The sequence below is a fragment of the Paraburkholderia fungorum genome (assembly GCF_902833645.1).
GTDB lineage: Bacteria > Pseudomonadota > Gammaproteobacteria > Burkholderiales > Burkholderiaceae > Paraburkholderia > Paraburkholderia fungorum.
The window spans coordinates 238,192-258,960 of the sequence record NZ_CADFGE010000005.1 but is presented as its reverse complement, the minus strand read 5'-3'; the positions used below and the strand labels follow the sequence as shown (position 1 = coordinate 258,960).

The window sequence follows — 20,769 nt, the reverse complement described above, 5'->3', positions numbered from 1 at the left end:
ATACGCCGCCAGCGCAGCGGGCACGCGCCACCTGCCCAGCTCCTTTCCGGATAGGGAGGCTGTCCGGCACTGTGAACCCGGCGGCAGTGACGATGATGGGAGCAGGTAACGCCGGCCGGTTGGCAATGCCACCGTCGCCCGTCAGCGCCCGGCGACAACGGCAGTTCACGCCCATTTACTGTGCTGTCAGACAGCAATGAGGATTGGTTTGACTGGGTAGTTGAGCGGGCGAGACAATCGCGACAGCTTCAGGGCAAGAACATCCGGTTGCAGCATCGCCCTGAACAAGCACCAGCAGTCCATAAAACAAAGGAGAGTGAGGTGACAACGAAGAATCCCATGTATCGCCGTACGCTGTTGAAGGGCGTCGCCGCGATCGCGGCACTTGGCACGTTACCCGCGCTGGGTTACGAAAAAAACCAACCCACGCTCGAACTGGTTGCCACATCACCGACGCATCTGTGGAACGCGGTCACCCTGACCAGCAGCGGCCGCATGTTCGCCGCGATGCCACGCTGGCCCGGGTTTACATCGACGCCGTCAGTTATCGAAATACGTCCGGATGGTGAACTGCGTCCCTACCCGGGGCGTGGCTGGAATGACTGGAGAGAAGGAAAGGATGCGACCCGGGCGTTTGTCTGCGTCAATACCGCCCACTGCTTTGACGGCACGTATCTCTGGGTCGTGGATACCGGTTCGCTTCCGCTTTCCCCCACTTCGGTGCAACGCGGCGCACAGAAGCTTGTCCAGATCGATACCCGGAATGACCAGGTCGTGAGTACCATCGTGTTCGACGACCTGTTGCCAGCTGGGGCATCGCTGAACGATCTGCGAATCGGCGGAGGCTATATCTACCTGACCGAGTCAGGCCTGGGCTCGATCGTCGTCGTTGACCTGAACACTGGCCAGAAGCTGCACCGGCTCGCGAATGACCCGACCACGAAAGCCGATCCGAAACGGCCGAAGATCGGTCGAGGCGGGAAATGGCTCACACTCCCGGATGGAACGCCGCAGGTAACCAACGCCGATCCTATCGAACTGAGTCCCGATAACCAGTGGCTTTACTATCAGCCTGCCTCCGGGCCGCTTTATCGTGTACCGACACGATATCTGATCGACTCCTCAGTGTCGGAGCAGACCTTGTCCTCAAAGGTCGAGTACGTTTATGACACGCCAACGCTGGGTGGTACGGCGATGGACAGTTCCGGCAACATCTTCCTCGCGGAATCCGCACGTCCCCGGATTTCGGTGCTCGCACCTGACGGCTCGGTGCGAACACTCGTGGAAGACGATCGACTCTGGGGTGGCGACGCGCTTTTCATAACGAAGGATCGCTACCTGTACATCCCGTTGTCACAGGTACCTGACCTCCAGTTTCTCCAAGGTCCGAATGGACGCGACATGGTGCAGCGGCCATTCAAAATCTTCCGGGTCAAGCTCCCCGAGCGATATGGTGGCCCAATCACTGGCTGACTCCGTCAGTCCAGTTTCGTTACACATCGCTGGCGACGCTGATTGACCGGACATTGCAGACGCACCGGACAGCGTCAGTGCCCCCTGCCAGACCCACGCACTCGAGTTTTCATGCCCGTCGATCACGCTCATAGCCGCCACCGTACTGGGGACAACCGCCGGTCCTTCGCAAGATTGCGCCATTACATGTCGCAACATATCCGCTACGAAGTCATCGGTTTGATCTTCCTTGTGATGAGCATTAACCAGGCCGATCGCGCCACGATGTCGATCGCGAGCACGCCGATGTCGGCTGAACTCCATCTTAACCATCTGCAACTCGGCTGGATGTTCTCCGCCTTCGCCTGGGCGTACATGCTTTTCCAGATTGCAGGCGGCTGGGCATTGGACAGGTTTGGTGCCAGGCGCACCTACACTGCCGCCATCATGTTGTGGTCAGTGTTCACGGCAGCAGTTGCATTTGCACCCATGTTTAGTGCGCAAACCGCGAGCGCGTTGATCTTCGCGCTGGTATTTCTGATCGGCGTTGCCGCTGCGCCCTGCTTTCCGGCAAACAGCAAGATCGTGTCAGCCTGGTTTCCGACCGCCGAGCGCGGCACAGCATCCGCAATCTTCAACGCCACACAGTATTTTGCCGCCGCCGTCTTTACCCCTCTTCTCGCACTGCTCGCAGTCACGCTTGGATGGCGCTCGATTTATTATGTCATGGGTGGAATCGGAATTGCCGCTGGCCTGCTGTTTGGCTACCGGATGAAATCACCGTCGAACCACCCTAGGCTGACACGCGAAGAACGCGAGGTCATGGTGGATGGCGGTGCAACCCTTCATATGGAGGGGCGCCATGATCAGGCTGAGCCACAAACGGCACCCACGGACTCTGCAGAGGCCGACTCCACGTCGAGAAAATTCCGCAGACTGCTGGGTAGCCGGAAACTGCTGGGTATCTATTTCGCCCAGTACTGCATCAGCACCCTCACCTTTTTCTTTCTGACCTGGTTTCCCGTCTACCTGGTCCAGGCAAGACATCTTCCGCTTCTACGCGCCGGCATCCTCGCGTCGGTGCCGGCAGTGTGCGGCTTCCTCGGTGGGATCCTGGGTGGACTGATCTCCGACTGGCTGCTTCGCAGGGGACACTCACTGACCATTTCCCGAAAGATTCCGATCTATGCCGGGATGTTGATGTCATCCGCGATCATTGGCTGCAACTATGTCAACGTAGACTGGCTCGTCGTCGCGCTCATGGCTGTTGCCTTTTTCGGAAAAGGCTTCGGCGCCCTTGGGTGGGCAGTGATTGCGGACACATCACCGGTGAACGCAACCGGGCTCAATGCGGCAGTATTCAACACGTTTAGCAGTCTGGCGGGTATTACCACTCCCATTGCAATCGGCTTTCTGGTGCAGACGATGGACTCTTTTGACGGCGCACTCGTGTACGTGGGCGTCCATGCGTTGCTCGCGATTGTCAGTTACGCCTTCGTTGTAGGGCCCATCAGACGCATGGAGCCAGTCTGACGACCTGAGGACTCGCTGGGAAAACGCGCTGTCGCCCGGGACACAGGCTTGCCGACCAGGTCCCGGGGAAATCTGGAAACACCACCTGCTTCGAACGTTGGTCACCCCGTAAAATACGACCCATTCAGAGTAACGGAAAGCTTTTTCTTTCCTAAGATATTACGTATTTAATTAGTATACCTATGTAATTAACAATAAATTTACTGGAGACGTAGAAGATGAAAATGATGTGTTGCATCGCCACTGGCACGCTGATTCTCGCCACCGCCGCTCATGCCCAGAGCTCCGTGACTCTGTACGGGATCATTGATGAGGGTATTAACTACAACAGCAACATGAACGGCACCAGATCATTAGCCATGCAGAGCGGGGTGATGCAGGGGAGCCGATGGGGTTTCCGGGGCCTCGAAGACCTCGGCGGCGGGTATAGCGCAGTGTTTGTTCTCGAGAACGGATTCGACGTCAATACCGGGAAGCTCGGTCAAGGTGGGCTTCTGTTCGGGCGTCAGGCGTATGTCGGCATATCGACGCCCTTTGGGACCATGACGGCCGGTCGACAGTACGCATCGGCCATCGATTTCCTGAGCGCGATGGCCGTCAGTAACCAGTGGGCAGGCAACATTGGAACGCATCCTGCCGACCTCGACAATTTCAATGACACTTTTCGCATCAACAACGACGTCAAGTTCAAGAGTGTTTCCTACGGCGGTTTTTCGTTTGGTGGAGACTACAGCTTTGGGGGCGTCGCCGGTGACGTAACACGCAACCAGGTGTGGTCCGTTGGTGCCGGTTACGCGATGGGACCGCTGCAGCTCGGCGTGGGGTACATCAATTCCCGTAACCCGAACCTGGGCCTGTTTGGTACTTCGACCTCTGGAGGCGCCACGTCAAGTGTGGCCAACACAAGCTATCCGATTTTCAGCGGATTCACCTCTGCGCGCACCTATCAACTGGTCAGCACCGGTATCGCCTATACGATGGGTTCTGTGACGCTCGGTGCGACCTATTCCAACATCGCCTTCAAGGGCCTCGGGGATCTGGCGGGTGGACCTAATTCCTCGGGTTACACCGGCAGCGTTCACTTCAACAGCGCCGAAGCGAGCCTGAGATACCAGATCAATCCTGCACTCGTGGTCGGGCTGGCGTACAACTACACCAACAGTAGCAACGTCTCTTCTTCTACAGGCACCAACAACGGTGCCACATACCAGCAGGGGATGGTCGGGGTGGATTACTTCCTGTCCAAGAGTACGGACATTTACCTGGTCGGGATCTATCAGAAGGCGTCAGGCACCGACTCGCGGAACCGCCCCGCCATCGCGTCCATCAATAACCAGTCGTCACCTTCGGGCAACGATCATCAAGCCGTCGTTCGCATAGCCATGCGCCACAAGTTCTAAAAGACGCCGGAGACCCCGCACGCTCGGCAGGTTCCGGTGCAGTGCATACCGGTGAGCAAGTTCCGCCCACCGGTGCGCGATCGGCACCGGAAATACCCTCCGTGCTTCAGATCCGAGTCTCGCCAAGATCGGTAGTCCGGAAAACGTGGTATGGACGTGCGTGCAATCTGGACAGGCACGAGCGTCACGGCCCAATAATAGCCGGCGAGTCTGAGCTGCATTGTCGTTGACAGCAGGCGAAGGCGGCATGGACGTGATTTCCCAACGCGTATCGTGGCAAGGCGCGCCGTGAAAGGTGGAGCCTTCCGGCCGATTTCGATTATCGACAGGTAGGTTCGCAGCCAGATTGCGCGTCTGTAACGGACTCAAGGACGCCCTCTGCACGGACAGGGAGTCACCGCTGCCGGCCGAAGATCCGCTGCAAGCGGTCGTCCTGTTGAATCGATGCGAAGCCTTCAATCAGGAAATCGATGAACAGTCTCACGCGAGGCGCCAAGTGGCGTCCGTGCGGGTAGACCACATTCAGGGGCGCGGCGGAAACAGCATGACGCGGCAATACCTGGACGAGTGTCCCCTGATCAATGTCCTCGGCCACGTCAAGTATCGACTTGAGCACAATGCCCATCCCCTGTAATGCCATGGCATGTGCCGCCTCGCCGTCGTTGCACAGGATATGTGCTTCGACACGAACTGAGTGGCTCCCCGAGCGCCTGGTGAAACTCTATTCCGTAACGGGAGCCGACCCAATCACAATGCATTGATGCCTTTGCAGGTCGGCAAGCCGTTGAGGTTGGCCACATCGCTTCAGGTAGCCAGGGGACGCGCAGAGAATCCGGCGATTACGTGCCAGCACCCTCGCAACAAGACGGGAATCGGCCAGTTCACCGTAGCGTATTGCAACATCAATGCCACCAGCAACGAGATCGAGCACGTCATCGCTCAACTGCAGTTGAATTTTCAGGTCGGGATATCTTGCAGTGAAGCCTGCAAGCAGCGGGGACAGCCGTCGACGGCCAAAGCTGTTCGGCGCGGTCACGCGCAACGTGCCAGTTACCCCGTCGCGCTGGCGCGTCAATGCGTCACGCGCCTGTTCCAGATCAGCGATCACGCGTGCTGCATATGGATATAGCAATCTGCCCTCGTCAGTCAACGACAGGCTGCGCGTGCTGCGATGGATCAACTGCACTCCGAGACGCCGCTCGAACCCGGCCAGCCGTTTGCTGATCGCGGCGAGCGTCAGTCCGAGCTCCGAGGCCGCGGCGGTCAGGCTACCTGCGGCCGCAACCCGCTCGAACGCGTACAGCCCCGGCAAATCGTCAAATCCGTCCATTATCAACCGTCTGGCAAGTGTAAATCGTCTGGATATCCATTTAATCAATGTTCCCGTTGCGGGACAATACCCGAAGCTGAACGCCCCCCGGAAGCCTCTCAGACGCCGGTTGTTATTCGGGTGGCAACGTGGGGAGAATCTTCGCGACCATTTGAGGGAAACGCAAACATGCAAATCGACCTCACCGGAAAGACCGTCATCGTGACCGGATCGACAGCCGGCATCGGGCTCGCCGCCGTCAAGGGTCTCGCCACGAGCGGTTCCGCGGTGGTACTCACCCGCTCGCAGACCAGTGTGGATCGCGCGCTGGCCGCCGTACGCGCGGAGCTGCCGGATGCTACAGTCACCGGTTTCGCGGGCGACCTGGGCACAACCAGGGACTGCGCTGCGCTGGTCGCGACCCACCCGGACTGCGACATCCTCGTCAACAATCGCGACATCTACTGACCGCAGGACTTCTTCAAGACGCCTGACGATACCTGGCTTCACTTCCTCCAAGTCAACGTACTGTCCGGCGTGCGACTCGCGCGCGCCTATCTGCCCGACATGACGGCAAAAGGCTGGGGACGCGTCGTTTTCGTCTCGTCAGAGTCGGCGCTGAATATCCCTGCCGACATGATCTACTACGGCGTGACGAAGACCACCCAGCTCTCGCTCGCGCGCGGTCTCGCCAAGCGGGTGGCCGGCAGCGGCGTCACCGTCAACGCCGTCTTGCCGGGTCCCACGCTCTCCGATGGCCTCGCCAGCATGCTTCGCGACGAAGCAGACAGGAGCGGCAAACCGCTGAAACAGGTTGCCGCTGAATTCGTCATGGCGAACCGGCCCAGCTCGATTATCCAGCGCGCAGCATCGGTTGAAGAAATCGCGAACATCATCGTCTACGCATGCTCGCCACAGGCATCGGCCACGACGGGCGCGGCGCTGCGCGTCGACGGCGGCGTGGTCGACAGCCTCTGATGGAGAGTGCAATGCCCCAGACAACGAAACATGCGCTGGTCGCCGGCGGCCTGGGCGTCATCGGGCGCAACCTGGTCGAGCATCTGGCTGCACGGTCCGACTGGAAAGTGACCGCGATCTCGCGCCGGTCTCCCGACTTCCAGACCTCGGCACGCTTCCTCCCGGTCGACCTGACCGACGCCAACGCCACACGTGCGGTGCTCGCGGGCCTCGGTGATGTGACACACGTGTTCTACGCGGCATACCAGGAGCATGCCGATCCGCGCCAGCAGGTCGACATCAATGTGGCCATGCTCGTAAATACGGTCGAGGCAATAGAGGCCGCCTCGCCAGCTCTGCAGCGCGTCGTGCTGTATGAGGGTGCGAAGTACTACGGCGCGCATCTGGGCGCGTTTCCGACGCCGGCGCACGAAGACGACCCACGCCAGATGCCACCGATGTTCTACTACGACCAGGAAGACTGGTTGAGGACAAAAGCCGACGGCAAGACGTGGGACGCCGTGGTGCTGCGCCCGGACGTTGTCTGCGGTTTCGCGCTCGGCAACCCCATGAACCTCGCGATGGTGATCGCCGTCTACGCGACGATCTCGAAAGAGCTGGGCCTGCCGCTGCGTTTCCCCGGCTCGCTGGACTGCTACGGGCGGCTCGCGCAGGTGACAGACGCCGCGCAACTCGCGCAGGGTTCGCAGTGGGCCGCGGAGCACGCGACCGGCGGCGCGGCTTACAACCTGACCAACGGCGACGTGTTCCGCTGGAATCGGGTGTGGGCCACCTTCGCGCGTTACTTCGACATGCCGCTCGCGGCGCCAATGACGATCCCGCTCACGTCGATGATGGCGGACAAGGCCAGCGTGTGGGAGCGCATCGTCGCCCGACACGGGCTGGTGCCGGTACCCTACGGGCACGTCGCGTCCTGGGCGTTCGGCGACTTCATCTTCCGATGCGACTGGGATGTGATTTCGTCGACCACCCGGATACGCCAGGTCGGCTTCTATCCGGTAGTCGACTCCGAAACCATGTTCCTGCGCCTGTTCGACGAATTCCGCGCGCGCAGGGTCATCCCATGACGGCCGGCGAAACTGCCCCGGCATCGAGCGCCAGCCTCACGTCGGTGGCGCTGCTTGTCGCAGGCACGTTCTTCATGGAGAACCTCGACGCGACGGTCATCACGCCTGCGATCCCCCAGATGGCGTCAGGCTTCGCGGTGCCACCGGTTGCCCTCAACACCGGGGTGAGTGCGTACATGCTCACGCTCGGCATCTTCATCCCGGTCAGCGGCTGGGTCGCTGACCGCTTCGGCGCACGCAGGGTGTTCGCGTCCGCAATCGCGCTGTTCACCCTCGCGTCGCTGCTGTGCGGACTGGCGCAGACGTTGCCCGTCTTCGTTCTCGTACGCATCCTGCAAGGCATTGGCGGTGCGATGATGGTGCCGGTTGGCCGGCTGGTCGTGCTGCGCGTCACCCCGAAAGAGCGGCTCATCCAGGCTATTGCGACGCTCACCTGGCCCGCGCTGGTCGCCCCAGTGCTTGGGCCGCCCCTCGGCGGATGGATCGCGGAGCATGCCGACTGGCGCTGGATATTCTGGCTCAACCTGCCGCTCGGTCTGATCGCGTTTGTGACGGCACTCATACTCGTGCCGCGCGCGGGCGGCGAGCAGAGGGTGCCTTTTGACTGGACCGGGTTCGTCCTGTCCGGGGCCTCCCTCCTCTGCCTGCTCGATGCGGCCGACCTGCTCGGCCGGCCGGAAATCGCATGGAGCACGGTCGCAGGACTGGGCATCGCCGGGATCGCGCTGCTGGGCGCGACGCTGCGTCACCTCCGACGAGCGCGTCATCCCATGATCGATCTCAGCACGCTCAAGGTGCCCACGTTCGGGGTGACGATCTGGGGCGGGTCGCTCTTCCGTATGGGCGTGAGCGCGATACCGTTCCTGCTGCCGCTCATGTTCCAGATCGGCTTTGGTTACGATGCATTCAAGGCAGGCGCGCTGCTGATGGCGGTGTTCGCCGGCAATCTCGTCATGAAACCGATGACGACGCCCGTGCTGCAACACTTCGGCTTCCGGGCGGTGCTGGTTGTGAACGGCCTGCTCAATGCCGCGACGATCGCGGCATGCGCGACGATCTCGACGGGCATACCACTGCCGCTCGTCTGCCTGATCCTGTTCGTGAGCGGCATGACCCGTTCGATGCAGTTCACTGCGCTCAATACAGTCGCTTTCGCCGACATCCACCAGTCCGCAATGGCCGCAGCGAACACGCTGTTCTCGGCCGCATTCCAGCTCGCGATGGGCCTGGGCGTTGCGCTCGGGGCCATCGCATGGCGGATCGGCACAGTCATCGCTACCACGGACGCCCCACCGGCCGATCCGTTCCGCGTCGCATTTCTCGTCATCGCAGCAATCGCAGTGGTCGGCGTGTGGGATAGCGCGAGGCTTCATCCGCGTGCCGGCGAACAGGTCATTCAACGCAAGGAGGTCAAGGCATGACGCAGGATATAACGCAGGGCAAACCATTGTCCGGGAAGCGGATACTGGTCGTTGGCGGAACATCCGGAATCGGTTTCGGCACCGCGCAGGCCGCAGTGGAAGCCGGCGCTTCGGTCGTCATCGCATCCCGCTCGGCGCAGAAGATCTCGGCGGCGGTTGCGCGACTCGGCGACGCTACCTGCGGCGCGCCACTTGATACGAGCGATGAGGCCGGCATCGACGCGTTTTTCACCGCACAGGCGCCCTTCGATCACGTGGTGGTGTCGGCCGCGCAGACGAAAGTTGCAGCCATCCGCGACCTTGCGCTCGCGCACGCGTACCGGTCGATGAACTCGAAATTCTGGGGAGCCTACCGGGTCGCCCGGGCGGCACGGATCACGGCGGGGGGATCGCTGACCTTCGTATCGGGCTATCTGTCGGTCCGTCCGAAAAAAGGTGCTGCCATTCAGGGCGCTATCAATGCTGCACTCGAAGGTCTGACGCGGGGACTCGCGCTCGAATTCGCGCCCGTGCGCGTGAACTGCGTATCGCCCGGCCTCGTGATGACCGAACTGTACGATGCCCTCGAAGGCGATGCGCGCCAGGCTATGTTTGACGGCGCTGCAGCGCGCCTGCCAGCCGGTCTCGTCGGCACCCCTGCGCACATCGCAATCCAGATCATCGCTTTCATCACCAATCCGTATATCACCGGTAGCACCGTCTATGTGGATGGCGGCGGCGCCATTGCCTGAAGGCACGCTTCCATGACGGCATCGCGACGAACCGTCCAGCGTTCGGCAGCCCTCGGACTGGGCATCACCCTTCTCGGTGACGGCTGGCTATGTGCCCAGCCGGTCGTCTCCGATGGCGATCCGTGGGCCGCCTGGCACGCCCTGCCGGCCGCCTCGGACTATCCAGATCCGCGCGTACGGGCCGTCAGCTGCGCGATCCTCGCGCCCAACGCGATGAATCTGCAGCCCTGGCTCGTGCGACTCGTCGGCGACGACCGCCTGCAACTCTTTGTGAACCTGTCGCGGCGGCTGCCGGTCAGCGACCTTCCGGACCGGCACCTAACCGTGAGCTTTGGCACATTTACGGAACTGATGGTCATTGCGGCAAGCGATAGCGGTCATGAGCTTGATGTCGAACCGTTCCTAACAGGCGAGCCCATGCCACGGCTCGACGCACGCCCTCTGGTCACCGTCCAGTTCGCGCCGCGGCAGGGGCTCGCGCGCGCCCCGCTGCTCGACCAGGTGCTGACGTGATCGACCAACCGTCTGCCCTTCGATATCACACGCAGTGTCGAAGAGACAGACCTGTCGGAACTCGCCTCGGCCGCGAGGCGCCCGACTCTCGTACACGCAACAGCCGATCCCGGGCTCGCTTCGCGTATCCGCGACATTGCGCCTCGCGCCTACTGGCTCGAACTTCATCAGGCGAATATCCGCGAGGAGATCATCTCGGTTACGCGGCTCGGACGCAGGGAGATCGGTGCGCGCCCCTAGGGACAGGCAATGAGCGGCGCGGCAGTCGAAACGATGATCGCCAACGGCACCCTGACGCGTCATATGCTCAACGCCCCTCACAACCAGGCCTTCCAGCAGGGACTTGAGCACTACCTTCAGGCGATCGACAGCGGGCGCGCCTACGTATGGGTATTAACACCGGACAATTCTCCCCGGTCGGTGTTCGACGCGGGCCGCGAATGGACAAGACTGCATCTGAAGGCTACCGCCATGGGGTTCAGGATGCAGCCTCACAGCCACGCGCTGCACGATTTTCCCGAGATTGCGCCCCTGCGTACGGCCATGCATGACGCGGTGGGTGCTCCGGTAGGCAGCCGCCTGCAGATGCCAGGACGTACAGGTTTTGCGCCCGCGGCACCCCACTCCCCGCGCCAGGCTGTCCAGAAACAGTTCGTATGAGCGAGATTCACTGACCTTGAAAGGAGCAGGACATGCCGGAAGTCATCGTATTTGCCGCCACCGGGCGGACCACAGAACAGAAGCGTGGCCTCGTGAAAGACATCACGGACGCGGTCGCCCGGAATTTCGGGGTGCCCGCCGACACTGTGGTGATCCAGATCGTTGAGTCGCCGTCGGACTCCAAGGCGAAAGGCGGCATACTGTTCAGTGACCGGTAGCGACGGTCCAGGCAGTATCGCGTCCCGGAAACACAGATGTGCCGCCTGGACACGAACGAGACCAAGCTGCGGACTCTGACACACTTACCCGAAGTGGTAGAGGGTCGTGGGATTCCCGACAAGAATGCGGTTACGCGCACCCTCATCCGGCACGGCCTTGGCCAGCAGATCGAGCAGCAACGCGTCGTCGGGAATGCGGTGAAGCGGCTGCTCGGTCGGATGCGGCCAGTCACTTCCCCATACCACCTGCTGTGGCGCCGCCCTGGCATAGGCCGCTGCGACCGCAACGCTGTCCGAGTAAGTGGGCGCCCCCACCGTACTTTCGTTGTAGAAGCCGGTCAGTTTCACGTACGCCTTGCCCTGCGCCAGCAGATCAGTCACGAGATGAAAGGCGGGATGCGTGAGCGCGTCCGGTTCCGGAATATGCGCGAGGTGATCGAACACGACGGGACATGGCAGACGGTACCAGATTTGCCGCGCTGACAGAATCGTTGCGGCTGACGCATTGACCTGCACATGCCATCCCATCGGGGCGATGCGTTGCGCGAGTGGTTCAATCATCTCAACCGTTGCCGGCCCTGGCACCACTACGTTGAAGCGGATGCCCCGTACGCCGCCGCGATGCAGCGCTTCGAGTTCCGCCTGGCTCACCGTGTCGTCGACAACGGCGATGCCACGCGCACGGCCGTTGAACGCCGCAATCGATGCGAGAAGCAGACGGTTATCGGTGCCGTAACTGGACGGCTGGATTACGACGTTGCGCGATGTGCCAAGCCGGCGCTGCAGGCGCCGATAGTCGTCGACCGTCGCGTCGCCGGGTTTCAATGTCGCACCAGATGCGAGCGGGTAGCGATGATCATAGATGTGATGATGACAGTCCGTTGCATCCGCGGGCATTTTCAGTGACGCATGCTCGGTTCCCTTCGTCCACGGAACAGGTTCTTGCATCCCTGTCCGCGCCCAGGCGCTCATGCAGGTTCCACTACCGGTTACGCCCGCCAGCGCGCTAATCGCGGCCAGGGTTTTCAGGGTGCGTCGTCGGGACTGACTGTGACTGGACATGCGTGTCTCCTTTGTTGTTGGTGGCGATAGGCCGACGGATGCGCGCATCCGTCTTGCTTCAGGCAGGTTGTCGAAGGCGCGAACGGTTCGCCAGAAGGGCGACGATCAGTGCGCCGAGAAAAGTGAGCGCGACGATCGGCAGGAGACCCAGTGCATAGCTACCGGTCGCGCTCTTGACAAGACCAAAGAGCCACGAACCCAGAAAGCTCCCCAGTCCGCCAATCGCGTTGACGTGCGCAAGGACGACGGCCGCCTCGCCCGGCGCGAAGGTTTCGGACACGAAGGCCCAGAACGGCCCCTTGAACGCATAGGTCGCCATCACTGCGATACTGAGGGCAAGCAGTGTCAGCGGGAGTGCATCAATTCCTCCGACGCCCGCGAGCGCGACACTGATGACCACCAGCGGCACGAGCGTGTAGAGCACGCGATTGCCACTGACATCTGACAGGCGCCCCCAGACCAGCATCGCGATCACGGCCGCGCCATAGGGAACGGAATTCAGCAATCCGGCTTCGAGATTGGTCAGGCCATGCGATTTGATGATCTGCGGCTGCCAGACGGCAAGCCCTACGCTCGATGCGGCGACGCCTGCATAGACAAAGGCACAGGCGAGTACCTTCGGGTCGACCAGCAGTGTGAATAGTGGTCGCGAAGGCTTATCGGGCTGCAGGGCCCGATCGTCGGCGAGGCGGCGTTCGAGCCATTGACGCTCCTCTGGTTCCAGCCACGATGCGGCTGCAGGGCGATCGCTCAACACCCACAGGCACGCGACGCCCAGCAGCACGGAGGGCACTGCTTCCAGAAGGAACAGCCACTTCCATCCGGCAAGACCGAGAAGCCCATGCATTTCGAGCAGCATCGTCGAGACGGGCGATCCAAGAAAGAGCGACAGTGGCACGCCCGTCGTGAACACGGCGACGATACGACCGCGATACGCAGCAGGAAAGAAGTACGTGATGTAGAGAATCACGCCCGGATAGAAACCCGCTTCCGCCGCGCCGAGCAGGAATCGCAGCACAACGAACGACGTCGTGCCCCGCACGAAAATCATCGCCGCCGCAAGCAGTCCCCATGTGATCATGATCCGCGCGATCCAGCGCCGCGCACCGAATCGCTGGAGAAGCAGGTTGCTCGGTACTTCAAAGAGGAAGTACCCGAGAAAGAACACGCCGCTGCCAAAGCCGAATGCCGCCGCGCTTAACCCAATAGCATCGTTCATCTGCAAGGCCGCAATACCGACGTTCACCCGGTCCAGATAAGCGAAGAAGTAGCAGGCAATCACGAACGGCACAATGCGGACTGTCGCCTTGCGTATTACGCGCTTTTCGATCGGATCGATCTCATCTGTCCACTGCATCTCGTCTCCTGCGCCAGCTTTGTGCCGGCTCTCATGTCCTGTTCAGGGCCGGTTCCCGCTGGCCTCTATAGCCTTTGTGCACCGAAGAACTACGTTGCGACTGTCGTCAGCCTATCGGCGCGAGATCGTCTGCCACGGCTGCGACTGGCCAGGCTGGGTGAGGCCATACCGGTCGATGGCCCGGGGATCGAATTCAAACGCAAGTCCCGGCTGCTTTGGCAACAGGATGTCGCCGTTGTGCGCTTCGAGCTGACGGTCGATCAGATGCCGGAAGTTGACGATGTGATCGTCGGGCATCCATTCGACCATGGTCGCATTTGGCGTTGATGCAACCAGATGTACATGTACGTCGTGCCACGCATGGGGCGACACTGGAATGCCGAAGCTCGACGCGGTCGCCGCAATGCGGCGCCACTCGGTGATGCCACCGCAGACGGTCGCATCGGTTTGCAGCAGTGTTGCGGCGCCGCGCTGCATCAGGTCCTTGAAACGCCACCGCCCGGCTTCGATTTCGCCGGTAGCGACGGTGACGCGGGTTGCCTCGGCTAGCCGCACGTGATTGTCGAGATCGTCAGGAGAGAAGGGCTCCTCGATCCAGAACGGATCGTATTTTTCGAAACGGGAGACGTACTGTAATGCATGAGGCAGGTCGCGCCAGCCATTGTTGATATCGAGCGTTAGCAGCACATCCGGACCAATCGCTTCGCGCACGGCCGCAAGACGCGCTTCTTCTTCTCGCGGACTCAGCAGCCCGGACTTCATCTTCACCGCCTTGAAGCCCTCACGCACATGCTCAGCCATTTCCTGAGCAAGCAGGTCGTTCGTTTTGCCCTCCAGGTAATAGCCGCCGCTCGCGTAAGCCGGCACACGATCGTCGGCATGCGCGCCGAGATACTGATAGAGCGGTAATCCGGCGGTACGCGCGTTCAGATCCCACAACGCCGTGTCGACGGCGGACAGCGCGCGCATTACTCCGCCTGCACGCCCTTGCAGCAGCGCTTCCTGATACATCGACTTCCATAGCCACTCCACGCGCAGTGATTCCTGCCCGACGATCACAGGCGCCAGCAGTTCAGCGACCGCGCCGGCCAGCAGATGGCCCGACGTATTGACGGCATAACAATAGCCGAGTCCTTCGACGCCATCGACGGAACGCACGCGCACGAGGCAATATTCGCGAGCCGTGACGGTTCGGGTGGAAAACGTGACCGGCTTCGACAGCGGGACACGGGCGACACATACGGATACGGAATCGATCTTCGACATGCTTTGCGCTCGTTGTTTAGGGAAAGACGGTAAACGATTTGGCTACCGGATCGATCAGGCGTGAAGCGGCGCGACCGCGAAGCCAATGCGTTCAAGCTGTGCGTCGAGGTCGCGCGCAGCGTTGCGATCGAATGCCTGCAACGGAGGGCGCACGACATTCCAGTCTTCGGCGTGACGCGCGCGGGCGAGCGTCGCTTTCATCGCTGGAATCATTGCCAGACGCTGGAAGATGCCGCGTACATCGTCTACTTCGCGTTGTAGAGCCGTAGCAGCCTCTGCGCGAGGATTCGCATGGAGCTGTTCGATCAGTGCACTCACACGGCGCGGATTCACGTTGACCGTGGCGCTGATACAGCCTGCGGCGCCGATCGGAACTGCCTTGCCCAGCGTTGATTCGCTGGCCGGAAATACAGAAAAGCCGTGAGGGTGAGACGCGAAGCGCTCGATCATCGTGCGCGTATTGTCCCAGTCACCCGACGAGTCCTTCAGGCCCGCGATGGTTTCCGGATAGCGCTTGAGCAGCCGCTCGACAAGGCTCGCCGTGATGGGCACCTGGGACATCTGCGGGAAGTGATAGAGGTAAAGCGCGAGACGCGCATCGCCGACGCGTTCGATGATCTCCGAGTAATACGCGAAGAGTCCGTCTTCGGACGGCGACTTGAAATAGTACGGTGGAAGCACAAGCACGCCCGGTGCACCGAGCGACACCGCGTGACTGGTCAGTCGAACAGCTTCGGGCAGCGCACAGAGACCCGTGCCTGGCATCAGTTTCGCCGGATCGATGCCGGCCTCGATAACGGCCTCAGTCAGTTCGATGCGTTCGTCCAGCGACACAGACGCCGCTTCCGAGTTGGTGCCAAATACCGCGAGTCCGGCGCCTTGGTCTGTAAGCCACCGGCAATGCTCGACGAAACGGTCAACGTCAACCGAAAGATCATGTCTGAAGGGTGTCAGGACCGGCGCATATGCGCCGCGCAGGCGAACGGGGTGGGAAGCAGTCATGGCGTCTCCGGTTGTTGTGCGTTTCCGTGGGGAATGTTGTACGCCGTCAGTGCGGCGGGCAGGTGGGTATCGATCTACATTTCCCGCTTAAAATGCAGTGTAAGATCGAAACGGTACCGTTCAAAACGGCTTTTCTACCCTCTATGCATGAGTTTTACGCATGAATCCACGACGTCTCACCCCGTCGATGTCGATGCTGCTTGCGTTCGAAGCAGCCGCCCGCCATCAGAGTTTCACGCGCGCCGCGGAGGAACTGGCACTGACACAAAGCGCGGTCAGCCGCCATGTCCAGATGCTCGAGGAACAGCTTGGTGTCGAACTGTTCCTGCGCCGTGGCCGCAAGATTGCGCTGACCGACGTCGGCTCGATATATCTGCATGAAGTGGCGATCGGACTCGCGAAGATACGCAACGGGACCCTGCAGGCAATCAGCTACCGGCAGGGCGGTGGGTCATTCCATCTGTCGATCCTGCCCTCAGTCGGCTCGAAATGGCTGCTACCGCGAATCCACCGCTTTTATGCGCGCAACCCGAACGTCCAGGTGCATATCCACTCCCGCATCGGCCAGTTTGATCTCGAACTGGGCGGCATGGACATGGCGATCAGCAACAGTGTCGATGGACGGTGGCCCGGTGCGGTGTCCGAAAGGTTGCTGAATGAGGAACTGGTGCCAGTCGTCAGTCCGAACATTGCCGACATGCTGGACGGAGGCACGACACGCGGCATCACGAAGCTGCAACTGCTGCAGGTCGCCGCGCGACCCGACGTGTGGCGCCACTGGTTCATACAGCACGGCTTTCCGACCGTAGACATGCGCCCGGGTCCGGTTTTCGAACTGACGTCACACCTGCTACAAGCGGTGATGGCCGACATCGGCGTCGGTCTGGTCGCGCGTTTTCTGGTGGAAGACGAGTTACGTACAGGTCAACTACGGATCGCGTGCGATTCCGCACACGTCGAGGGGATGGGCTACTACATCTTCACCCGGCCGCATCGGATCGATTTTCCGCCGGTCAAGGCGTTTCGTGACTGGTTACTGGAGGAGTCGACCGCAACACAATAAGCGATGCACGTTCCCATGCAAAACTGCGAAACCGGTCCGGCGTAATGGGTACACTCCAAATTACTGCGCAGGGTGGGCCAGGATTCATTCAAATCAACACGTTTGGGAGGCAGTCCCAAGCTACCAACTCGAAAGCGCGCTCGACTCCTGACCAGCAACTTAATGACCGGCCTTAAAACGAAAATCCCCAGGCTAGCTGATTGTCATGACGCCAGTTGCAACTTTCCGTCCATGCGACGATTCAGACCCAACGGGTTGTCGTTCTTCAGGGCATCTGGCAACAGCCCTTCCGGCAGGTCCTGATAGCTCACCGGGCGCAAGAAACGATAGATTGCCAGGCTGCCAACTGAAGTCGAGCGGCCATCTGCCGTCGAGGGGAACGGGCCTCCGTGGACCATCGCATGGCCGACTTCCACTCCAGTGCCGAAACCATTCACCAGAATACGCCCAGTGCACCGTTCCAGCGCGGGGATGACACGCTTCGCGTCGGCGTAGTCGGCTTCATCGATGTGCAGCGCCGCAGTCAACTGGCCTTCGAGCGATTCGACCAGCTCAAGCATGTCTTCCAAGCTCCGGCAACGTACAACCAGAGACGATGCGCCAAAGATCTCATCCTGGAGTTCGTGGCTCTTTCGGAACGCTTCAGCGTTAGTCACGAACAGTGCGGACCGCCCCTGGTTGTCGCCGGTTGCTTCACGGCCTCGCACCGTGCACGTCACATCAGCGTGCTTTCCGGCGTTCGCGACTGAGCTTTCGTACGCCTTGAAAATGCCCGGCGTCAACATGGTCTGCGCGGCGGTATCCTTCAGCGCAATCGATGCTGCCGCGATGAATGTGTCGAGATACGGACCATCTACCGCGAGTACAAGACCTAGGTTCGTGCAGAACTGACCTGCGCCCAGCACGAGCGATTGCACGAACGTCTCCGCGATGGCTTCGCCACGGTTCTTCAAAGCGTTCGGAAACAGCAAGACGGGGTTGATGCTGCTCATTTCTGCGTAGATGGGTATCGGTTCAGCGCGTGCTGCCGCGAGTTTCATCAGCGCCGTGCCGCCGCCACGCGACCCGGTAAAACCAGCCGCTTTGATACGTTTGTCGTTGACGAGGCCCTAACCAACGTCCCGACCGCTGTCGAAAAGCAGCGAGAACGTGCCTTCGTGCATCCCGCATTGTTTCACTGCAAGTTGCACCGTGCGACCAACAAGTTCTGCCGTGCCCGGATGTGCCGAGTGTGCCTTGACGATCACCGGGCAACCGGCGGCGAGCGCAGAAGCGGTATCACCGCCCGCGACCGAGAAAGCAAGCGGGAAATTGCTAGCGCCGAACACTGCGACGTGACCCAGGCCAATCTGCCGCAGACGAACACCCGCACGCGGGAAAGGTTGACGTTCCGGCAGTGCTGGATTGATGCGTACGCCGATGAAGTCGCCATTGCGCACGACATCTGCGAACATGCGTAATTGGCCGATCGTACGTCCGCGTTCGCCTTCGAGGCGATGACGCGGCAGGCCGGTTTCGATCATGCAGCGCTCAATCAAGGCGTCGCCGATATTAAGAATGTTCTGCGCGATAGTTTCCAGAAAATCGGCGCGCGCTTCAGGCGAAGTTTCGCGATAGACGTCGAACGCCGCCCATGCGAGGGAACAAGCTCGATCCAAATCGCCAAGTGTCGCGCCACCAAAAGCCGGTCCGATAGCGGCGCCCGTCGACACATTCACAGCCTTGATTGAGCCGTTGGTGCCGAGAAGTGATTGCTGACCGATTAGCAGCTTGCCAGTAAGTTGCATGTATTTCGTCCTTACGAGGTGAAAATAAAACGAGGAGGTTCTCAGGAAACCCGACTATCCCGGCTATCGGTCGCAAATATCGCTACCTTTGACAGCTAAAGTGCGAACGCTTGCGAAGCGTTGTCGAGCTGACTAACAAGGCTTGCATCATTCCCTCCGGAACGACGGCAATATCCGGTAGTTCGCTAACTTGCCAATCGCTCTGGCCATCTTTTTCCGCCCGATTCTTTCAGCGCGCTGTTAAAACGCGTGCCGCAGCCCAATCGCCGTGGTGGCCTGATTCGAGGATGTAGATGCGGTCAGCCCGTAGATATCGGCGACCGCTCGATGTCCCGTTGAGTCATGTCCGGATGCGTGCTGCCAGATCACGCCAATGTAGACATCCGTGCGTTTTGACAGAAAGTAGTCGATCCCCATATTTATCTGATTGTAGGCAACGCTTCCTGCTCCATTTGTTGGCCCGGTCCCTCCCGTATAGACATACGCGAACCAACGCGGACCGACGGAGCGACAAAGCCGCTGAGGCTCAGTTCGAATGAATTGAACAAAGCCTTTCCGGCATAGCTCAATGCATTGACGCCTGGTTCAGATCCAAAGTTGGTGAATTGCGTGTTGGTGTAGACCAGCGCAGCATCCAGCTTTCCAAAGTGATAACCAGCCAACGCGCCCAAAACCTGTAGCTTGCCGGCAGATGCGTATCCCGAAAAGATCGGCGCGAAGGACATGTTATTCGTAGTGGGACTATTGTTAGCGTTGTTCCCGTAATACGAACAGTTATGATCAGTCTAAGTGCTGCCACACGCGCTCGCTTTCCCGTACGATCACTGACTGACGCCATGGGCACTGCCAACAGTACGGCGAAGAGAAAAGCAACTGCACTGGCTACGGCCTGCGCTGTTCCTGAGAACCCGATGGAACGAATCGCAAGAGGCAGCCAAAGGGTGATCCCCCAGAACAACATTCCCCGTGTAACCTGTACAAACAGCATCAGAGAGAGAAACTTGCCTCGCCCCATCGCGGCAAGCGAAAGCTTCGTCTTGCCGCCCGTCGCAGGCAGCGTGCGGTACGGCGCGTCCTGTTCCCGGCGCAGGGTGAGCGCATACAGAGGCACGATGATTAGAAGGCCTAGTGCACCAGTGATCAGGAACAATACGATGCCTGTCTCTCCATGGACCGTGATCCCGAGGTGACCTGTGACCGGTCCGTGGAGTGATCCCGCCGCGCACGAGCGCTTTCTAGAACATCGCATCGAAACGGGATTTGGCGAGGGTCTCGGGTACTGGTCCATCTTTCCGAAACAAGATCCCCGTCATTTTCTTGGTTGGGTGCTCCTGATCCCCTATGATGCAATCGGACCGGAGATCGAGATCGGATGGCGTCTCGCCCGTAAGGCATGGGGACACGGATATGCGACAAAGGCGGCACTTCCGATAGCAACGCATGCGTTGTACGATAAACAATTGCCAGAGATCGTTGCGGATATTCACGCGGCTAACGTCGCGTCGATGAGAGTCGCCGAGAAGGTGGGAATGAGGGACCACGGGCAAAGCACGCATGATGGAATGCCGAGTCGACGTTACAGAATGACCCGGCAGGACTATTTGCGGCAAACAATTGACCCTGTCCGAGAAATCCGTAGGTAAGCATCTGATTTGTACCGTTCCCTGCCTCGCGTAGAAGATGCAATCATCGGCTGCGACGGAAACGAGTATCCGACTCTTTCCACGAACAGAGGAAATGATGAATTATCTGCACAAAGTTCAGAGTCGGTACATTTCCCGGTTAGAGGGCCGAAGAAGGAGCGGACGAGAGAGCCGCCACACGAAAAGCCGACTTCGTCGCTGATTGCTGCCCGATAGATGTCTTGCGTCAAACACGAAAATCCTGACAGACCCAAGATCGTCAGCTACGTCCCAAGAATGCCAGAGCCATGTGTGGATTCCGACTGTC

16 protein-coding genes and 4 pseudogenes are annotated in these 20,769 nt (G+C 60.3%); 12 read left to right on the top strand and 8 right to left on the bottom strand.

All coding sequences use genetic code 11. The features are described 5' to 3' along the window. The first annotated feature begins 321 nt into the window (after positions 1–321). From HWX91_RS18270 to HWX91_RS18260, 3 genes are all read left to right on the top strand, one after another. Positions 322–1,473, top strand: coding sequence for an L-dopachrome tautomerase-related protein (locus HWX91_RS18270; protein WP_127837931.1), 1,152 nt, complete (start codon positions 322–324; stop codon positions 1,471–1,473). A gap of 186 nt (positions 1,474–1,659) precedes the next feature. Further along, complete coding sequence (locus HWX91_RS18265) at positions 1,660–2,985, top strand: MFS transporter (protein WP_042275559.1); 1,326 nt, start codon at positions 1,660–1,662, stop codon at positions 2,983–2,985. 218 nt (positions 2,986–3,203) lie between these two features. Further along, the gene (locus HWX91_RS18260; protein ID WP_042275556.1) at positions 3,204–4,385 is read left to right on the top strand and encodes a porin; all 1,182 of its coding nucleotides are present in this window, start codon (positions 3,204–3,206) and stop codon (positions 4,383–4,385) included. 394 nt (positions 4,386–4,779) lie between these two features. Here HWX91_RS18260 and HWX91_RS18255 read toward each other — a convergent pair. Further along, positions 4,780–5,715, bottom strand: a pseudogene (locus HWX91_RS18255) (LysR family transcriptional regulator). A 168-nt stretch (positions 5,716–5,883) separates the two neighbouring features. Between HWX91_RS18255 and HWX91_RS18250 the strand changes: the two are divergent. From HWX91_RS18250 to HWX91_RS18220, 7 genes and pseudogenes are all read left to right on the top strand, one after another. Then, positions 5,884–6,672: pseudogene (locus HWX91_RS18250) on the top strand (SDR family NAD(P)-dependent oxidoreductase). An 11-nt stretch (positions 6,673–6,683) separates the two neighbouring features. Next, entirely contained in the window at positions 6,684–7,739 is a 1,056-nt protein-coding gene (locus HWX91_RS18245) for an SDR family oxidoreductase (protein ID WP_028197588.1), read from the top strand. Next, positions 7,736–9,160, top strand: coding sequence for an MFS transporter (locus HWX91_RS18240; RefSeq protein ID WP_028197587.1), 1,425 nt, complete (start codon positions 7,736–7,738; stop codon positions 9,158–9,160). Before HWX91_RS18245 ends, HWX91_RS18240 begins: the two co-directional genes overlap by 4 nt. After that, positions 9,157–9,891, top strand: coding sequence for an SDR family oxidoreductase (locus tag HWX91_RS18235; RefSeq protein ID WP_042275550.1), 735 nt, complete (start codon positions 9,157–9,159; stop codon positions 9,889–9,891). The genes HWX91_RS18240 and HWX91_RS18235 overlap by 4 nt, the downstream gene beginning before the upstream one ends. Positions 9,892–9,903: 12 nt before the next feature. After that, on the top strand, positions 9,904–10,404 hold the full coding sequence (locus tag HWX91_RS18230; RefSeq protein WP_052420790.1) for a hypothetical protein: 501 nt from the start codon (positions 9,904–9,906) through the stop codon (positions 10,402–10,404). 249 nt (positions 10,405–10,653) lie between these two features. After that, on the top strand, positions 10,654–11,064 hold the full coding sequence (locus HWX91_RS18225; RefSeq protein WP_052660765.1) for a hypothetical protein: 411 nt from the start codon (positions 10,654–10,656) through the stop codon (positions 11,062–11,064). 32 nt (positions 11,065–11,096) lie between these two features. Next, a complete protein-coding gene (locus tag HWX91_RS18220) occupies positions 11,097–11,282 on the top strand; it encodes a tautomerase family protein (protein WP_028197585.1) in 186 nt (61 codons plus the stop codon). 84 nt (positions 11,283–11,366) lie between these two features. On the opposite strand, the gene HWX91_RS18215 is transcribed toward HWX91_RS18220, so the two are convergent. The 4 genes from HWX91_RS18215 to HWX91_RS18200 all read right to left on the bottom strand — a co-directional run bounded on the left by HWX91_RS18215 (position 11,367) and on the right by HWX91_RS18200 (position 15,969). Beyond that, positions 11,367–12,344: an amidohydrolase family protein gene (locus HWX91_RS18215; RefSeq protein ID WP_028197584.1), complete on the bottom strand. Its 978-nt coding sequence runs from the start codon at positions 12,342–12,344 to the stop codon at positions 11,367–11,369. A gap of 58 nt (positions 12,345–12,402) precedes the next feature. After that, a complete protein-coding gene (locus HWX91_RS18210) occupies positions 12,403–13,701 on the bottom strand; it encodes an MFS transporter (RefSeq protein WP_028197583.1) in 1,299 nt (432 codons plus the stop codon). 111 nt (positions 13,702–13,812) lie between these two features. After that, on the bottom strand, positions 13,813–14,967 hold the full coding sequence (locus tag HWX91_RS18205) for a mandelate racemase/muconate lactonizing enzyme family protein (RefSeq protein WP_028197582.1): 1,155 nt from the start codon (positions 14,965–14,967) through the stop codon (positions 13,813–13,815). Positions 14,968–15,021: 54 nt separating this feature from the next. Further along, a complete protein-coding gene (locus tag HWX91_RS18200) occupies positions 15,022–15,969 on the bottom strand; it encodes a dihydrodipicolinate synthase family protein (protein ID WP_028197581.1) in 948 nt (315 codons plus the stop codon). A 160-nt stretch (positions 15,970–16,129) separates the two neighbouring features. On the opposite strand from HWX91_RS18200, the gene HWX91_RS18195 reads away from it, so the two are divergent. Then, complete coding sequence (locus tag HWX91_RS18195) at positions 16,130–17,032, top strand: LysR substrate-binding domain-containing protein (RefSeq protein WP_028197580.1); 903 nt, start codon at positions 16,130–16,132, stop codon at positions 17,030–17,032. Positions 17,033–17,235: 203 nt separating this feature from the next. Here the strand turns inward: HWX91_RS18195 and HWX91_RS18190 are convergent. The 3 genes and pseudogenes from HWX91_RS18190 to HWX91_RS41355 form a co-directional block, all read right to left on the bottom strand. Further along, a pseudogene (locus tag HWX91_RS18190) lies at positions 17,236–18,819 on the bottom strand (aldehyde dehydrogenase (NADP(+))). Between the two features lie 419 nt (positions 18,820–19,238). Continuing rightward, a complete protein-coding gene (locus tag HWX91_RS18185) occupies positions 19,239–19,544 on the bottom strand; it encodes a porin family protein (protein WP_028197579.1) in 306 nt (101 codons plus the stop codon). Between the two features lie 59 nt (positions 19,545–19,603). Beyond that, positions 19,604–20,068 (bottom strand): annotated as a pseudogene (locus HWX91_RS41355) (MFS transporter); the annotation flags it as partial. Here HWX91_RS41355 and HWX91_RS18180 point away from each other — a divergent pair. Then, on the top strand, positions 20,013–20,462 hold the full coding sequence (locus HWX91_RS18180) for a GNAT family N-acetyltransferase (RefSeq protein ID WP_244144087.1): 450 nt from the start codon (positions 20,013–20,015) through the stop codon (positions 20,460–20,462). The pseudogene HWX91_RS41355 and the gene HWX91_RS18180 overlap by 56 nt on opposite strands. Positions 20,463–20,769 lie beyond the last annotated feature (307 nt).

Excerpts from the sequence above, each read along its gene's own strand:
- HWX91_RS18245 (WP_028197588.1), top strand. The coding sequence starts at position 6,684 with ATGCCCCAGACAACGAAACATGCGCTGGTCGCCGGCGGCCTGGGCGTC.
- HWX91_RS18240 (WP_028197587.1), top strand. The coding sequence starts at position 7,736 with ATGACGGCCGGCGAAACTGCCCCGGCATCGAGCGCCAGCCTCACGTCG.
- HWX91_RS18185 (WP_028197579.1), bottom strand. The coding sequence starts at position 19,544 with ATGTCCTTCGCGCCGATCTTTTCGGGATACGCATCTGCCGGCAAGCTA.
- HWX91_RS18265 (WP_042275559.1), top strand. The coding sequence starts at position 1,660 with ATGTCGCAACATATCCGCTACGAAGTCATCGGTTTGATCTTCCTTGTG.
- HWX91_RS18200 (WP_028197581.1), bottom strand. The coding sequence starts at position 15,969 with ATGACTGCTTCCCACCCCGTTCGCCTGCGCGGCGCATATGCGCCGGTC.
- HWX91_RS18230 (WP_052420790.1), top strand. The coding sequence starts at position 9,904 with ATGACGGCATCGCGACGAACCGTCCAGCGTTCGGCAGCCCTCGGACTG.
- HWX91_RS18235 (WP_042275550.1), top strand. The coding sequence starts at position 9,157 with ATGACGCAGGATATAACGCAGGGCAAACCATTGTCCGGGAAGCGGATA.
- HWX91_RS18220 (WP_028197585.1), top strand. The coding sequence starts at position 11,097 with ATGCCGGAAGTCATCGTATTTGCCGCCACCGGGCGGACCACAGAACAG.
- HWX91_RS18215 (WP_028197584.1), bottom strand. The coding sequence starts at position 12,344 with ATGTCCAGTCACAGTCAGTCCCGACGACGCACCCTGAAAACCCTGGCC.
- HWX91_RS18210 (WP_028197583.1), bottom strand. The coding sequence starts at position 13,701 with ATGCAGTGGACAGATGAGATCGATCCGATCGAAAAGCGCGTAATACGC.
- HWX91_RS18205 (WP_028197582.1), bottom strand. The coding sequence starts at position 14,967 with ATGTCGAAGATCGATTCCGTATCCGTATGTGTCGCCCGTGTCCCGCTG.
- HWX91_RS18225 (WP_052660765.1), top strand. The coding sequence starts at position 10,654 with ATGAGCGGCGCGGCAGTCGAAACGATGATCGCCAACGGCACCCTGACG.
- HWX91_RS18195 (WP_028197580.1), top strand. The coding sequence starts at position 16,130 with ATGAATCCACGACGTCTCACCCCGTCGATGTCGATGCTGCTTGCGTTC.
- HWX91_RS18260 (WP_042275556.1), top strand. The coding sequence starts at position 3,204 with ATGAAAATGATGTGTTGCATCGCCACTGGCACGCTGATTCTCGCCACC.